We start from the raw sequence: 16215 nt of genomic DNA, 5'->3' as shown, positions 1-16215 counted from the left end.
CTGCTTCCATCATTCTAAATTATTTGAAGCAGGAAAGTTGCCCCAAATATCGTGGTTGAAATTTAGGTACTCTGAGTGCTCAGTATTCAACAACTAACTTTAGTTGTGTGTAATCAATCGCTTACGTATAATAAAAATAGGAATCAACCTTTCCTAACCTCCACCTGCCACGCTCCTTTCAATTCCTCCCCGTTCCCCTTCAACGAAATCCTGTTCAGGCCACCCGGCCAGCTGCGTTCCAGCCTCGGGTCGTTGTTGTCGATATGCTCCACACTGGCGGTGAGTTTTTTGGCGTCGTAATGCATCACCAGCACGAAGCCGTCCCCTTCCAGCCTGATCTGACCGGGCCGGGTAACGGTGGCTTTGCAGGCGGTCAGGAAATGCACCAATTGCGGTGCCACAAACGCGTTGAGGGTATAATCATCGGCAATCACAAAACTGCCTCCGCGGTTCAGGCGATAGCTCCGTTTCCATGAAGCCACTTTCGCGGCAGCGGGATAGGCGGTGGCAATGTCGGCGCTGAAGCTGACGGCCCTGGCGGTGCTGGAAAACGCCGCGGTCGTGGCTTTGAAGCTGCGGCCGGCTTCCTGCGCCACGCCGTTGATCTCGGGTAGGTTGTGATACGACGATTGCATCGTCCAGATTTTGTAACGATCCGGGCTGAAGGTCTGGCGGGTGTAAGTGCCCACGCCGGCGTCTACGAGGCAGGGTTTGCCGTCGTAATAGAGAATGAAAGAGCCCACATCGTTATGGTTGTGCGACTCTGCATTGTGCCCACCTTTGGCTGCAAAATAAAAGCCGCGTTGGCTACCTGGATATTCGCGGGCAACGGCTACTTCCGTTTGCGGGTACCAGTGCGAATTGATCAGCGGTTCACGTGGCGTATGCGCCATGATTTCTTTCATGTTCACCAGGTCGGCAATCACGGCTTCGATGGTGCCCGACGGGAGACGCGTATCCATGCTGTCTTTATGCGCATAGAACGCGCCGAAACCCATCATCGTTTCGTCCTTGATCGCTTTACCGTACCGGTACACCATGCCCTGGTTGATGCCGCCTTTGGCGCTGGCGTCGGCGAAGTTCACGTAATAAGGGGCGTTGATGTACACATTGCAGATGTAGTTGCCCATGTTTTTGACCAGGGGATGGCTGAACACGTCCACCTTCCCGCGGGTAGCGCGGTGGAGCAGTTCGAGGCATTCGAAATATTTACCCCCGGCGTGGCTCCAGTAGGAGGGGCCTTCGTCGCAGGCGCCGTCTGCATAATATGAATTGGTGAACTTGTCGATGGAGGTGATGGCTTTGTAGATGTATTTGCTGCGCAGTTGGGCGTCGTCTTCCAGCAGCAGGATGCATTGCATCACGTTATAGTTCACCCAGGGATTCCAGTTGTTCATGGGCCGGTTGCTGAAGCCCATCCACCAGAAGTCGTTCCGGGTATAATAAGGCTCCAGCACGTTTTTCCGCACTTCGTACCGGAGGCGCGACGATATCAGCGGGTTCACCTTGTCGAACAGCGGCCGGAAATAATAGTGCACCCAGGCCAGCAACGCGCCTGCATCGGCGGAACCTAGGTCGATCACGGGTTTGGAAATATCCGGCAGCAGGTCGGCGCCCTTGGTGACGGGCAGGTGGGCAGACAGGGCCCAGCTGCTTTGCTCGCTGATGGCCCATACGCCGTTGATGAGCTGATCGGTGAAGCGGCCCTTGCCTTCGGCCAGTTCGGCCAGGGCGAGGTTTTGCAGTGCGCTTTTGCGGGCGGAATTCGGGTTCTGCATGATGTCGCGGTTCCCCGTGCGGGTAAAGGCCATAAAATCGGTGGCTTTCACCACGCCCCAGTTGAAGCTCAGGGCTTCTTCCCCTTTTTTGATAATGGCGGTGCGCACACGGGCAGGCAGGTTCTCCCAGAAGCCGCGGTCGGTATAGGCGGGGAGGCCAACCCAGTCCTGGTTCCGGATAAGCGATTCGCTGACCTGCTGTTCGGTATAGCGGGCGGTCAGGAGGTCCCGGTGGTCCTGTGCAAAAACGTGGAAAACCTGCACCAGGCAGGCGAGTGTAATGAAAATCCCTCTCACAGAATAATGTTTTGCTTAAAAATAATATCTATTCCGGTGGGATCAAACCTTGTTAACGTTCTTTCAGTTTGTTGAGATTGATTTTGAAGGTCTGGCCAACGGGCAGGCTTTCGTCGAGGATCACCACATGCCGCGGGCCCCATTCCTCCACTTTGTCGGCCGCGATGATGTAGGATTTATGGATGCGCACGAAACAGCTGGCGGGCAGGAGTTTTTCCATTTCCGCGGTGGTGGCGTTCACGATGAGGCATTTGTTCTCGAGGTACACCTTTACGTAGTTGCCCATGCTTTGCACGTAGTAGATGTCGTTCGGGTCCACGGAAGTTTGTGTGCTGCCGGTTTTGAGCAGCAGCGGCTCTTCGGGCGGAACGGCCACGGGGGCTTCCTGTTGCAGGATTTTATTCACGGCTTTGAGGAAGCGGGGAAAGCTGATGGGTTTGAGGATATAGTCCACCACGTCATACTCATAACTTTCCAGCGCAAACTCGCTGTAAGCGCTGCAAAGGATGATGCGGGGATGGTTGTTGTTGAGGGTCTTCAGCAGGTCGAGGCCGCTCAGTTCGGGCATATTGATGTCGAGGAATACCACGTCCACCTTCTCGCGGTGCAGGAAGTTGGCGGTTTCCATGGCATTGTAGCAATGCCCCACGATCTGGAGGGCCTGCACTTTTTCGATATGCGCTTCCAGCACATAATGGGCACCGGGCTCGTCATCTACGATCAGGCAGCGGAGTACTTGCATGACGGTCTAAAGTTAAGATCAGTTCGATTGAATAAATATTGTTCTCTTCGCTGGTGATCAGGGTATGCCGTTTGGCATAGGCCAGGGCCAGCCTTTGTTTTACGTTGTTGAGGCCAACGCCCGTCGAAGATACGGATTGTTTATTGTCCGGCACGGTGTTGCGGATTTTCATATGGAGGACTTCCCCTTTGATTTCGAGCTCCACCTTGATATAAGAGGCCGACATGCTGGAAGGGGCATATTTAAAGGCGTTCTCCACGAAGGCGATCAGGATGAGCGGCGTGATCAGCAGGTCTTTTTCGTGGCCTTTCTTTTTGAAGTTCACCTGGCATCGCTGCCGCACGCGGGCCCTTTCGAGGTGTACGTAGTTGCGGATGAACTGCAGCTCGTCTTCCAGCGGCACCAGCTGCTTCCGGGAGCTTTCGAGCTGGTAGCGCATCAGTTCGGAAATGCTGAGTATCAGCTCGGGCGTTTTATTCGGGTAGCGGAGGCTTACGCCGTAGAGGTTGTTGAGGGTGTTGAAAAAGAAATGCGGGTTGAGCTGGCTTTGCAGGTATTGCAGTTCCTTTTCCCGCATCAGCAGCGAGTTGCGGAGCTCCAGCGTCTGGAAGGTGGCGCCGCGGTACATGAACCAGAGGCCGATGCCGATCAGCAGGGAAGCGGCGGCAAACACCAGGTCGCCCACCCAGATCACGTCGCGATCAGACTTGAAAACGTTCAGCCGCAGGTTATAGGTCACAATGGTGGTGAGCGCCAGCCAGCCCGCCAGCAACAGGAAATACCGCCAGTACTGCTGGTTCAGCACGATCTTCAGCATGTATTTGTTATGCAGGGCAGCCATGATAAAGATGAACGTCAGCGAAACGGCCTGGCAGACATACAGGTTCGTGTTGCTGATAGGCTCATATTGCAGATTGATTAATACGTTCACCGTCAACAGCACGATCAGCAGGAGCACATTGACCACCCAGCTGTTATTGAATATGTTCTTCAGCGTCATACGCCAGGCAATTTAATACGATTGACCCGAAAAGGGCCCATTTTTATGATATCCCGCATTCATCAGGGATATGGTTGCAAAATCCTGTGCTGGCCGCAACGGAACTATCAGACGGCAAAAGAAGGTGTAGTTTTTTTTGACTACGGTGTTTTTTGCATGCCGTCAATTTTCAATTGAAGAAAGAGCCGGTTGATCAAACCAAGAACCGCTTCATTGACATCCAACGTAAAACCGTACCGTTCACCATCGATACTTTCACAGGCGATCACGTTACTTTCAGGATACACTTTTGAAAGTTTGATTTTTCTAAATGGTTTTTGCCTGACCAGGAAAAGACCATCCGTTTCACGAATGATGCGTAAAGCATCCAGCAGCTGGTATTCACCACTTTTCAGCATCTTCTTGTAAATGTAAAAAGCCGACAAATCCCCGTCTTGAAAAACCACTTCGATTTTATCCAGATCATCCGGCGATGCAGGGATGGGCCCGTTGAAGCCGGCAATGATATCAAAAAACAGGTTGTCGATTGAATGGTTGCCTGTCAGTTCGAAATTGACCGGCTTACCGTTGGCCTCAGCGGAAAATTCCAGTTTGTTCTCTCCTTTCCTGACACCCGTAATTGCGATCAGATCTTCTTCTCCGTGCTGATTGGCATCCAGTTGAAATGAACCTGAACGGTAAACGAATTTCAAATCTGTAATTAAGCTTACTTCACTGGTTACCGGGTCGTATTTAAATGCGGATGTTTTAACTGCTTTTTTTCCGGTCATTTTTACCTTTAACTTTATTTGAATTTATTACATTTTTCCGGTATGTCTCAGGCGGCACGTGTGGTTCCTTCAGCGCTGGTGCATCGGGTTTTACCTCGACAGATGCCATTAGTGTCCCGGTCCCGCAACTCAAATTTCACTTCCTTGTTATGATTTTCCATGGATTGGCCATCCATAAACCGGCCCCCATTAGATATTTTCAAAAAAGGCGGCCCCTTTGCGGGTTTTTTGCAATAAAAACGGGTTTTACTAAAAATTAATTTGATTATCCGGATTACTTCCTATTTTTGCATTCGAAAATTATGAACATTCACGTACATACACATCATCACCATACTTGCCAGAACGGTAAGCAGGGAATGCTGTAATGTATTACAACAGATATTCACCATAGAAGGCTTACCGCATCCCGGTAAGCCTTTTTTGTTTCAAATCAGGGACCGGAAATGCCGGTGACCGCTGAAAAATAAACACACAAACAGATGAAACTCCGTATTGCCATTCAAAAGTCCGGCCGCCTGCACGAAGACTCTATCAAACTGCTGAAAGAATGCGGGATAGACATCAACAACGGCGTGAACAAACTCAAAACCGAAGCCGCTAACTTCCCGCTGGAAGTATTCTTCCTCCGCGACGATGATATCCCGCAGTACGTGGAAGACGGCGTGGCCGACATCGGCATCGTAGGGGAAAACGTGGTACTGGAAAAGAACCGTCCCCTCCGCACCGTGGAAAAGCTGGGCTTCGGCAAATGCCGCCTCGCCATGGCCGTACCCAAAGGCATGGAGTATAATTCCATCCGCGACCTCAACGGTCAGCGCATCGCTACCAGCTACCCGGTTATCCTCCAGGATTTCCTCAAACGGATGGAGATTGAAGCGGAGATTCATGAAATCAGCGGCTCCGTGGAGATCGCCCCGGGCATCGGGCTGGCAGACGCCATCTGCGATCTCGTGAGCAGCGGCTCCACCCTGTTTATGAACGGCCTCAAGGAAGTGGAAACCATCCTCCGCTCCGAAGCCGTACTGGTGAGCAACAACCGCCTCACGCCAGAGCAGCAGCAGGTGCTCGACAAGCTCCTGTTCCGCATACAGGCCGTGAAAAAAGCCAAGAACAACAAGTATGTGCTGCTCAACGCACCCAATGATAAACTCCCCGAGATCATCGGCCTGCTGCCGGGTATGAAAAGCCCCACCGTACTGCCCCTGGCGGAAGCGGGCTGGAGCTCCGTGCACTCCGTGCTGAACGAAAACGACTTCTGGGACATCATTGAAAGCCTCAAAGCGGCCGGTGCACAGGGCATCCTCGTGGTACCGATCGAAAAAATGGTGGTATAACCTTTAAACTGGATGTTATGCAGATAATCCGATACCCGGAAAAAAATACCTGGAGCACCCTGCTGAAACGCCCGGCGCTGGATACCCGCCAGCTCGAAGCCACGGTGTCCGCCATACTGAACGACGTTAAAACCAACGGCGACGCCGCCGTACTGAAATACACCGCCCAGTTCGACAAGGTGGAATTGCCCGGCCTGCGCGTGGATGCGGAGGAAATGGCCGCGGCCGACGAAGCGCTGGACGAGCCCCTCAAAAACGCCATCCGCCAGGCTGCCGCCAATATCGAAGCCTTCCACAGGGCGCAGGTAGAGGAGGTGACGATGATAGAAACCATGCCCGGCGTGCAATGCTGGCGCAAACCGGTAGGCATCGAAAAAGTGGGATTGTACATCCCCGGCGGCACCGCCCCCTTGTTCTCCACCATCCTGATGCTGGCCATTCCCGCCAGGCTGGCCGGCTGCAGCGAAATCGTACTGTGCACCCCCCCGGGCCGCAACGGCCGCGTGCACCCCGCGGTGCTCTGGGCTGCCCAGTACACGGGCATCACACAGGTGTTCAAAACGGGCGGCGTGCAGGCTATCGGGGCCATGGCCTTCGGTACGGAAAGCGTGCCGCGCGTATATAAAATATTCGGGCCCGGCAACCAGTACGTGACCTGCGCCAAACAGCTGGTCAACAGCGCCGGCACCGCCATCGACATGCCCGCCGGTCCCTCGGAAGTGGCCGTATTTGCAGACGATAGCTGTGTGCCCGCTTTCGTGGCGGCCGACCTGCTTTCGCAGGCGGAGCACGGACCGGACAGCCAGGTGCTGCTGGTGACCACCTCCGAAGCCGTGATCGCGGCCGTGAAAGCGGAAGTGGAAGCACAGCTGGAGCGGCTCCCCCGTAAAGACATGGCGCAGCAGGCCCTGAACAACAGCCGCCTGGTGTTGGTCAATGACCGGGACGAAGCCATGGACCTGCTCAACGACTATGCGCCCGAACACCTCATCATGGCCTGCGAAAACGACGAGGCGCTGGCCACCCGCGTGATCAACGCCGGCTCCGTGTTCCTCGGGAACTATTCCCCCGAAAGCGCAGGCGATTACGCTTCCGGCACCAACCACACCCTGCCCACCAACGGCTATGCCACGGCGTACAGCGGCGTGAGCGTGGACAGCTTTGTCAAAAAAATCACCTTCCAGCGCCTCACCCGCGAAGGCCTGCAGGCACTGGCCCCGGCTATCGAAGCCATGGCGGCCGCAGAAGGACTGGAAGCCCACAAAAACGCAGTAACCATCAGAATAAATTATTGATTGTATGTTCGATCTGAATAATCTACTCAGGGATAATATCAAACGCCTGGTTCCTTACTCCTCCGCCCGCGACGAATTCAAAGGCGAAGCTTCCGTATTCCTCGACGCCAACGAGAACAGTTTCGGTTCCCCTTTGCCGGTGGCGTATCATCGTTACCCGGACCCTTTGCAGTGGAAGGTGAAATACCGCCTCGCTGAAATCAAAGGCGTACCGCCCCAGAACATTTTCCTCGGCAACGGCAGCGATGAGGCGATCGACGTACTGTTCAGGGCTTTCTGCCGCCCGGGCATCGACAACGTGGTGCTGTGCCCGCCTACGTACGGCATGTACGAGGTGAGCGCGAACATCAATGATGTGACCATCCGGAAAGCGACGCTCACGGCCGACTTTCAGCTCGATCTCGAAGCGATCGAAGCCGCGATCGACGGGAATACCAAACTCATTTTTATCTGCTCGCCCAATAACCCCACCGCCAACGCCATCCGTAAGGAAGACATCGAGATGGTCCTGAATAATTTCGACGGCATCGTGGTGGTGGATGAGGCGTATATCAACTTCTCCAAACAGAAAACCCTCATACAGGAACTGACGGAGTATCCCAACCTGGTGATCCTCCAGACCTTGTCCAAAGCCTGGGGGCTGGCTGCATTGCGCATCGGGATGGCCTTTGCCGGGGAAGATATCATCAACGTGTTCAACAAGGTGAAACCGCCTTACAACATCAACCAGGCCTCGCAGGAACTGGCGCTCGAAGCGCTGGGGAACATCGACCAGGTGAACGCCTGGATCAAAGAAACCGTGCAGGAACGCGATAAACTGGAGGCTGCGCTGCAAACTTTGCCCATCGTGGAAAAGGTATATCCCAGCGACGCCAATTTCCTCCTCGTCAAAACCACCGACGCCAACGGGATTTACAACCGGCTGGTGGAACAGGGGATCATCGTGCGCAACCGCTCCAAAGTGGAGCTGTGCGCCGGCTGCCTGCGTATCACCGTAGGCACGCCCGCTGAAAACGTGGAATTGCTCAACGCTTTAAAATCCATTGCGGCATAACCGTAAAATCATCCGTACATGAAAAGAGTATTATTCATAGACAGGGACGGTACCATGATCAGGGAACAACCGCCCACCTACCAGATCGACAGCCTCGAAAAGGTGGAGTTTTACCCGAAAGTATTCACCTACCTGGGCAAGATCGCCGCGGAGCTGGATTATGAGCTGGTGATGGTTACCAACCAGGACGGGCTGGGCACGGCCTCTTTTCCCGAAGAAACCTTCGTGGCCCCGCACCGGCACATCATGACCTCCTTCGCCAACGAAGGTGTGCGGTTTGCCGCCGTGCACATCGATAAGAGTTTTCCCGACGAAAACAAACCCACCCGCAAGCCGGGCACGGGTATGCTGACGCAGTATTTTTCGGAAGACTACGACCTGGCCAACTCCTTTGTGATCGGCGACCGCATCACGGATGTGAAGCTGGCCCAGAACCTCGGCGCGAAAGCCATCTGGATGAATGAAGGCACCTCCCTGGGGGCGGCCGAAGTAGGGGAAGATGAGGGCCTGAAAGCCGTCATCGCCCTGGAAACCACCGACTGGGCCAGGATCTATGAGTTCCTCAAAATAGGCCTGCGCACCGTCAGCCATACCCGCGCCACCAAAGAAACCGACATCCGGATCAACCTGAACCTCGACGGTTCCGGCAAAGCCAGCATCCAGACGGGACTTGCCTTTTTTGACCACATGCTCGACCAGATTGCCCGCCACGGCAGCATCGACCTCGACATCCAGGCCAAAGGCGACCTGCACATCGACGAGCACCATACCATCGAAGACACCGGCATTGCCCTGGGCGAAGCCTTTGCCATGGCCCTGGCCGACAAAAAAGGCACCGAACGCTACGGTTTCTGCCTGCCCATGGACGATTGCCTGGCGCAGGTGGCCATCGACTTCGGGGGGCGCAACTGGATAGTATGGGATGCGGAGTTCAAACGGGAAAAGATAGGGGAGATGCCCACGGAAATGTTCTTTCACTTCTTCAAGTCCTTCTCCGACGCGTCGAAGAGCAACCTGAACATCAGGGCGGAAGGGCAGAACGAGCATCACAAGATCGAGGCCATCTTCAAGGCCTTCGCCAAAGCCGTTAAAATGGCGGTGAAGCGCAACCCGGACAATATGCAGCTGCCCAGCACCAAGGGCGTGCTTTAAACCATAAAAGGATATGAACAAAATAAAATTTGCATTTTCGGAGAATTCACCCCATATTTGCCCTCACAATGCAAATGAACAACACATACAAACTTTGGTGGCACGCAGAAAATCTTTCCGCTGTGTAACAGTGCCATGTTTGTATTGACAATACTCGAAGAAGGCTCGCTGTACACAGCGGGCCTTCTTCTTTTTTATGCCCTTTTCATCAAGATATTGATTAACTAATATGAAACGTATTCAGGTAAAAACGAGGTCGAAACAAATGCTGGCGGATGTATTCACCCCGGTGAGCATCTACCTCCGCATCCGCGACAAGTTCCCCGGTTCCATCCTGCTGGAGAGCACCGACTCCCACGCCAGTGAAAACAGCTTCTCCTTCATCGGTATCAAGCCCATCGCCGGTATCGAAGTGACCTCTACGGACGTGTTCGAGTTCAAGTACCCCGGCCAGCCCGTGGAGCATAAACAGCTCAAAAGCCGGAAGGAAGTGCTGGAAGCGATGGATGCCTTCCTGAAAAGTTTCACGTTCAGCGAAAAGTCGCCCGTCCCCTTCGCCGAAGGCCTCTTCGGGTACAGCACGTACGACTCGGTGCAGTTCTTCGAAAAGATCGCTTTTCAGAAACGCCCCGCCGCCGGCAACACCATCCCGCTGATGCGTTACCGTTTCTACCAGTACGTGATCGCCATCAACCACTTCAAGGATGAAATGTACCTGATCGAAAACCAGGTAGACGGGCAGGAAAGTGAGTTCGACTACGTGGAATCGCTCATCCGTAACAAGGATTTCCCCAGTTACCCCTTCCTGGGCAAAGGCGAAGAACAAAGCAACCTGACCGACGAACAATATATGGAGATGGTGGAAAAAGGCCGCCAGCACTGCTTCCGGGGCGACGTGTTCCAGATCGTGCTGTCCCGCGCCTTCCAGCGCGAATTCTCCGGCGACGAGTTCAACGTATACCGCGCCCTCCGCTCCATCAATCCCTCACCTTACCTTTTTTACTTCGACTACGGCGACTATAAACTGATGGGCTCTTCCCCGGAAGCACAACTGATCATCAAAGACCGCAAGGCGGTGATCCACCCCATTGCAGGCACTTTCAGGCGTACTGGTAACGACGAGCAGGACAAGGAACTGGCTGCCCGCCTGCTGGAAGACCCGAAGGAAAACGCAGAGCACGTGATGCTGGTGGACCTGGCCCGCAACGACCTCAGCCGCCACGCCACCAACGTGGAAGTGGACACCTATCGCCAGATCAAATATTATTCACACGTGATACACCTCGTGAGCGAAGTAACGGGGCAACTGCCCGAAGGCAGCAGCCCTTTCGACATCCTCGCCGCCACTTTCCCGGCCGGCACCCTGTCCGGCGCGCCGAAATACAAAGCCATGGAACTGATCGACAGTTACGAACCGACCGCCCGTGGTTTCTACGGGGGCTGTGTGGGATTCGTGGGGTTCAACGGCAACTTCAACCACGCCATCATGATCCGCTCCATCCTGAGCAGGAACAACACGCTGTACTACCAGGCCGGCGCCGGTGTGGTGGCACAATCCGTAGCCAGCTCCGAATTACAGGAAGTGAACAATAAACTCAACGCATTAAAACAGGCCATCCAACTGGCTCAAAATATCTGATATGAACATTCTGGTGTTTGACAATTACGATTCGTTTACCTATAACCTCGTGCACCTCGTGGAAAAGATCATCGGCGGTAAAGTGACGGTGGTGCGGAATGATGAAATAAAGCTGGAGGATGTGGACGCCTACGACAAGATCATCCTGTCTCCCGGCCCCGGCATCCCTGAAGAAGCCGGTTTGCTGCTGCCTTTGATCAAAAAGTACGCCGCCACCAAATCCATTTTCGGCGTATGCCTGGGCCAGCAGGCCATCGGTGAGGCGCTGGGCGCCAAACTCACCAACCTGAGCGAAGTGTACCATGGCGTGGCTACGCCGGTGAAGATCGTTTCCCGCAGCGGCCGCCTGTTCACCAACCTGCCGGACGAACTGGAAGTGGGGCGGTATCATTCGTGGGTGGTGGATGAAAAAACGCTGCCGGCCGAACTGGAAGTGACCGCCCGCGACGAGCACGGTTATATCATGGCGCTGCAGCATAAAACGTATGATGTAAGCGGCGTGCAGTTTCACCCGGAAAGCGTGCTCACGCCGCAGGGGGAACAGATCCTGCGCAACTGGTTAGGCGCCTGATTATCCACGTTCTTAAATCAGCACAAATGAAACGGAGTTCCATTTTGCCTGAATAATAAATATGAACAAATGAAACGGAGTTCCATTTGACCCGCATAATAAACATGAACAAATGAAACGGAGTTCCATTTTGCCCGTATAATAAATAATAACAAATGAAAAAGATATTAAACTACTTATTCGAACATAAATCCTTCAGCCGCGAAGGTGCCCGGGAGATACTCACCAACATCTCCAGGGGCATCTACAACGAAAGCGAGCTGGCCGCCTTTATGACCGTGTTCCTGATGCGCAGCATCACCATCGAGGAGCTGCTGGGTTTCCGCGACGCCTTGCTGGAGCTGTGCGTGCCCGTTGACCTCAACGGCCACAATGTGCTCGACATCGTAGGCACCGGCGGCGACGGGAAAAACACCTTCAATATTTCCACGCTTTCCTGCTTTATCGTGGCGGGCGCAGGCGGCAAAGTAGCCAAACACGGCAACTATGGCGTGTCTTCCGTGAGCGGGGCCTCCAATGTGATGGAACTGCTGGGCTATAAATTCAAGAACGATTCCGGCAAGCTGAAAGAGGAGATCGAAACGGCCGGCATCTGTTTCCTGCATGCGCCGCTGTTCCACCCCGCGCTGAAAAACGTGGCCGGGGTGCGTCGCCAGTTGGGAGTACGAACTTTCTTCAACATGCTCGGGCCGCTCGTGAACCCGGCTTTCGCGCAGCACCAGCTCATCGGCGTTTACAGCCTCGAAATGGCGCGCATCTACAATTACCTGTTCCAGCAAACCGACAAACGTTTCGCCATCGTGCATGCGCTGGACGGGTATGACGAGATTTCCCTCACGGGCGATACCCGCATCATTACCAACGAAGGCGAGCAGGACTGGACGCCCGAAGCACTCGGCAAAAGGAAAGTACATGCGGAAGACATCTACGGCGGCAACACGCCCGAAGACGCCGCGAAGATATTCATGAAGGTGCTGAAGGGCGAGGGCAGCTGGGCGCAGCATTCCGTGGTGATGGCCAACGCCGCCATGGGCCTCTTCTGCCTCGAAAAGTACCCGACGTACGACGAGTGTTTCCAGGCCGCCGTGGAATCCCTCGAGTCCGGCGCCGCTTACAAAACATACCAGCAATTGATCGCACTCCAATAACATAGCATGAAGAATATTTTAGCTGAAATAGTTGCACATAAAGAAAAGGAAGTGGCCGACAGGATGGCGCGCCGCGGCGTGGATGAGCTGGAACGCTCGCCCATGTTCAGCCGCGACGCTTTATCGCTGCGCAGCTTCCTCAAACAACCGCACCGTACCGGCATCATCGCCGAGTTCAAGCGGAAGTCGCCTTCCAAAGGCATCATCAATGATACGGCCAACGTACAGGACGTAACGGCCGCTTACGCCCGCAACGGCGCATCCGGCCTGAGCGTGCTCACCGACCAGCAGTTTTTCGGGGGCTCGATGGACGACCTGCAGCAGGCCCGCGCCGTGAACAACATTCCCATTCTCCGGAAAGATTTTGTGATCGGCGAATACCAGATCGTGGAAGCCAAAGCCATCGGCGCGGATGTGATTTTGCTCATCGCCGAATGCCTCACCAAAGAAGAGATCAAACACCTCGCCGCCTTCGCGCATAACCTCGGCCTGGAAGTGCTGCTGGAAGTGCATAGCGGCGACCAGCTGGATAAAATCACCCCGCACACCCATCTCATCGGTATTAACAACCGCGACCTGAAAACGTTTCAGGTAGACATCCACCGTTCCATGGAGCTGCTCAAACAGATACCCGCGGAATACAGCAAGGTGGCCGAAAGCGGCATGGACGACCCGGCTACCATCGTTACGCTGAAGCAGGCGGGTTTCGACGGGTTCCTGATCGGCGAGCATTTCATGAAAGCGGCCGACCCCGGCAACGCCTTCGAATTGTTCACCCGTTCCTTAAAAGAAAAACTGGGCCAGTCATGAAGTTGAAAGTATGCGGCATCACCCGGAAAAGCGACCTTGATGCACTGGTGCAGCTGGGCGTGGATTATGCGGGTTTTATCTTTTATAACAAATCACCGCGCTTCGCAGGCGACAAGCTCGACGGGCGCACCGTGCGCGAAACCGGCAGAGGCATCGCCAAGGTGGGCGTATTCGTGAACGCCGCACCGTCGTTGATAGAACAGACGGTGAAAGATTACGGCCTCGACCTGGTGCAGCTCCATGGCGAAGAATCCATCGCCGTGTGCCAGCAGCTCCGTTTGACCGTTCCCGTGATCAAGGTGTTCCATGTGGGCGATGAAGCCGCGCATGCGCACGCGGCGCCGTTTATGCCGGTGAGCGATTATTTCCTGTTCGATACGGCCGGCCCCGCGTACGGCGGCACCGGCAAACGATTCAACTGGGATCTGCTCAGGGGCTATCAACTGCAGCAGCCCTTTTTTCTCAGCGGCGGCATCGGGCCCGATGATGCGGAAGCGGTGCGGCAATGGCAGCACCCGGCTTTGTTCGCGCTCGACGTGAACAGCCGTTTCGAAATTTCTCCCGGCGTGAAAGACATGGAAAAGGTCGCCGGCTTTCTGAAAAACATCAAAAAATAAGCTCATCATGAATATAGCGGTGAATACTTCGCAGTCCAAATATCATGTAAACGAAAAAGGATACTTCGGCAATTTCGGCGGCGCCTACATCCCCGAAATGCTGTACCCGAACGTGGAAGAACTCAGGCAGCAATACATGCAGATCCTGGCGGATCCTTCGTTCCAGGCGGAGTTCGACCAGCTGCTGCGCGACTACGTGGGCCGGCCTTCGCCTTTGTATTTCGCCAGCCGCCTCTCCCAGAAATATGGCGCGCAGATCTATCTCAAACGGGAAGACCTGAACCATACCGGCGCGCATAAGATCAACAATACCATCGGGCAGATACTGCTGGCCAAACGCCTCGGCAAAAAACGCATCATCGCGGAAACCGGCGCCGGCCAGCACGGTGTGGCCACCGCTACCGTGTGCGCATTGATGGGGCTGGAATGTATCGTGTACATGGGCAGTGTGGACATCCAGCGCCAGGCCCCCAACGTGGCCCGCATGCAGATGCTCGGCGCCACCGTGGTGCCCGCCACCAGCGGCAGCAAAACATTGAAAGACGCTACCAACGAAGCCATCCGCGACTGGATCAACAACCCAGTGGATACCCATTACATCATCGGTTCCGTGGTGGGGCCGCATCCTTACCCCGACATGGTGGCACGGTTCCAGTCGGTGATCAGTGAAGAAATCCGCAAACAGCTGCTCGAAAAAACCGGCAAGGAAACGCCCACCTATGTGATTGCCTGTGTAGGCGGCGGCAGCAATGCGGCCGGGGCTTTCTTCCATTTTACGGACGATATAGACGTGGAGCTGATTGCCGTGGAAGCAGCCGGTAAAGGGGTGCACAGCGGTTTTTCCGCCGCCACTTCGCAGCTGGGCCGCCCCGGTGTGATACATGCCAGCAAAACGCTGCTGATGCAAACGGACGACGGGCAGATCGTGGAGCCGCATTCCATTTCCGCCGGCCTCGACTATCCCGGTGTGGGCCCCTTCCATGCCCATCTCTACGAAAGCGGCCGCGCCGTGTTCCTCAACTCCACCGACAATGAGGCGCTCGCCGCCGGCTACGAGCTGAGCCTGCTCGAAGGCATCATCCCGGCGCTGGAGTCCGCGCACGCCCTGGCCAAACTCACCGACCTTCCGCTTAAAAAAGACGAAGTGGTGGTGGTGTGCCTCAGCGGCCGCGGCGATAAAGATCTTGAAACCTATATCAAACACTTAAAGTAAGGAACGATGAACCGCATTGATCAGTTATTCAGTACCAAGGGTCAGCAAATCCTCTCCATATACTACACGGCCGGGTTTCCCGGGCTCAACGATACCCTCGCCATCCTCGAGGCCCTGCAACAGAGCGGGGTGGATATGGTGGAACTGGGCATGCCTTTTTCCGATCCCCTGGCCGACGGCCCGGTGATTCAGGACAGCAGCACCCGCGCCATCGCCAACGGCATGCGCATCAGCGTGCTGTTCGAACAGCTGAAGGGTTTCCGCGACCGTATCACCATCCCGGTTATCCTGATGGGGTACATCAACCCCGTATTGCAGTTCGGGGTGGAGAACTTCTGCCGCGAATGCGCCGCCGCCGGCATCGACGGGCTCATCCTGCCCGATCTGCCGATGGACGAATACGAAAGCGACTACCGCCCGTTGTTCGAAAAATACGGCCTGCACCTCATCTTCCTGGTAACCCCGGAAACCACCGAGGCCCGCATCCGGAAAATCGACAGCGTGAGCAAAGGGTTCGTGTACGCCGTGTCCTCCTCTTCCACCACCGGCAAGAACAAAGACATGAGCAGCGCCGAAGCCTATTTTGCGCGGCTGAAAAGCATGAACCTGCAAAACCCCGTAATGGTAGGGTTCGGCATCCGCGACAAAAAGACTTTCGAAACGGCCTGCGCCAGCTGCAACGGGGCAATTATCGGCACCGCTTTTGTAAAAGCCATCGAAAACAGTACTAACTTGCAGACAGATATTCCGGCATTTATCAAAGGCGTTATTGCCTGATATAACTGTTGAAAA

15 protein-coding genes are annotated in these 16215 nt (G+C 54.9%); 11 read left to right on the top strand and 4 right to left on the bottom strand.

What is annotated here, in order from left to right; all coding sequences use genetic code 11:
- Positions 1-143 precede the first annotated feature (143 nt).
- The 4 genes from EGT74_RS20985 to EGT74_RS20970 form a co-directional block, all read right to left on the bottom strand.
- Positions 144-2075, bottom strand: a complete 1932-nt coding sequence (locus EGT74_RS20985; RefSeq protein ID WP_123848517.1) for a heparinase II/III domain-containing protein — start codon at positions 2073-2075, stop codon at positions 144-146.
- Between the two features lie 52 nt (positions 2076-2127).
- Entirely contained in the window at positions 2128-2817 is a 690-nt protein-coding gene (locus EGT74_RS20980; RefSeq protein ID WP_123848516.1) for a LytR/AlgR family response regulator transcription factor, read from the bottom strand.
- The gene (locus EGT74_RS20975; protein ID WP_123848515.1) at positions 2786-3817 is read right to left on the bottom strand and encodes a sensor histidine kinase; all 1032 of its coding nucleotides are present in this window, start codon (positions 3815-3817) and stop codon (positions 2786-2788) included. The genes EGT74_RS20980 and EGT74_RS20975 overlap by 32 nt, the downstream gene beginning before the upstream one ends.
- 140 nt (positions 3818-3957) lie before the next feature.
- Positions 3958-4587: a hypothetical protein gene (locus EGT74_RS20970; RefSeq protein WP_123848514.1), complete on the bottom strand. Its 630-nt coding sequence runs from the start codon at positions 4585-4587 to the stop codon at positions 3958-3960.
- Positions 4588-5069: 482 nt separating this feature from the next.
- On the opposite strand from EGT74_RS20970, the gene hisG reads away from it, so the two are divergent.
- The 11 genes from hisG to trpA all read left to right on the top strand — a co-directional run bounded on the left by hisG (position 5070) and on the right by trpA (position 16200).
- The gene (hisG, locus tag EGT74_RS20965) at positions 5070-5924 is read left to right on the top strand and encodes an ATP phosphoribosyltransferase (protein ID WP_123848513.1); all 855 of its coding nucleotides are present in this window, start codon (positions 5070-5072) and stop codon (positions 5922-5924) included.
- A gap of 17 nt (positions 5925-5941) precedes the next feature.
- On the top strand, positions 5942-7219 hold the full coding sequence (gene hisD / locus EGT74_RS20960; protein WP_123848512.1) for a histidinol dehydrogenase: 1278 nt from the start codon (positions 5942-5944) through the stop codon (positions 7217-7219).
- A 4-nt stretch (positions 7220-7223) separates the two neighbouring features.
- Positions 7224-8273 (top strand): histidinol-phosphate transaminase, encoded by a 1050-nt coding sequence (gene hisC, locus EGT74_RS20955; RefSeq protein ID WP_181954765.1) that lies wholly within the window; start codon positions 7224-7226, stop codon positions 8271-8273.
- A gap of 18 nt (positions 8274-8291) precedes the next feature.
- Positions 8292-9425 (top strand): bifunctional histidinol-phosphatase/imidazoleglycerol-phosphate dehydratase HisB, encoded by a 1134-nt coding sequence (hisB, locus tag EGT74_RS20950; protein ID WP_123848510.1) that lies wholly within the window; start codon positions 8292-8294, stop codon positions 9423-9425.
- Positions 9426-9654: 229 nt separating this feature from the next.
- A complete protein-coding gene (locus EGT74_RS20945; RefSeq protein ID WP_123848509.1) occupies positions 9655-11064 on the top strand; it encodes an anthranilate synthase component I family protein in 1410 nt (469 codons plus the stop codon).
- 1 nt (position 11065) lies between these two features.
- Entirely contained in the window at positions 11066-11635 is a 570-nt protein-coding gene (locus EGT74_RS20940) for an anthranilate synthase component II (RefSeq protein ID WP_123848508.1), read from the top strand.
- Positions 11636-11790: 155 nt separating this feature from the next.
- Positions 11791-12783: an anthranilate phosphoribosyltransferase gene (gene trpD, locus EGT74_RS20935; RefSeq protein WP_123848507.1), complete on the top strand. Its 993-nt coding sequence runs from the start codon at positions 11791-11793 to the stop codon at positions 12781-12783.
- A gap of 6 nt (positions 12784-12789) precedes the next feature.
- Positions 12790-13593, top strand: a complete 804-nt coding sequence (gene trpC / locus EGT74_RS20930) for an indole-3-glycerol phosphate synthase TrpC (protein WP_123848506.1) — start codon at positions 12790-12792, stop codon at positions 13591-13593.
- Positions 13590-14210 carry a phosphoribosylanthranilate isomerase gene (locus EGT74_RS20925; RefSeq protein ID WP_123848505.1) on the top strand — a complete coding sequence of 207 codons (621 nt, stop codon included), beginning with the start codon at positions 13590-13592 and terminating at the stop codon, positions 14208-14210. The genes trpC and EGT74_RS20925 overlap by 4 nt, the downstream gene beginning before the upstream one ends.
- A gap of 7 nt (positions 14211-14217) precedes the next feature.
- Entirely contained in the window at positions 14218-15423 is a 1206-nt protein-coding gene (gene trpB / locus EGT74_RS20920; RefSeq protein WP_123848504.1) for a tryptophan synthase subunit beta, read from the top strand.
- A 6-nt stretch (positions 15424-15429) separates the two neighbouring features.
- Entirely contained in the window at positions 15430-16200 is a 771-nt protein-coding gene (gene trpA, locus EGT74_RS20915; RefSeq protein ID WP_123848503.1) for a tryptophan synthase subunit alpha, read from the top strand.
- Positions 16201-16215 lie beyond the last annotated feature (15 nt).

Source organism: Chitinophaga lutea, from assembly GCF_003813775.1.
Taxonomy (GTDB): Bacteria; Bacteroidota; Bacteroidia; order Chitinophagales; family Chitinophagaceae; genus Chitinophaga; species Chitinophaga lutea.
The sequence above is the reverse complement of the archived record's forward strand: the minus strand, read 5'-3'. Positions and strand labels throughout refer to the sequence as shown.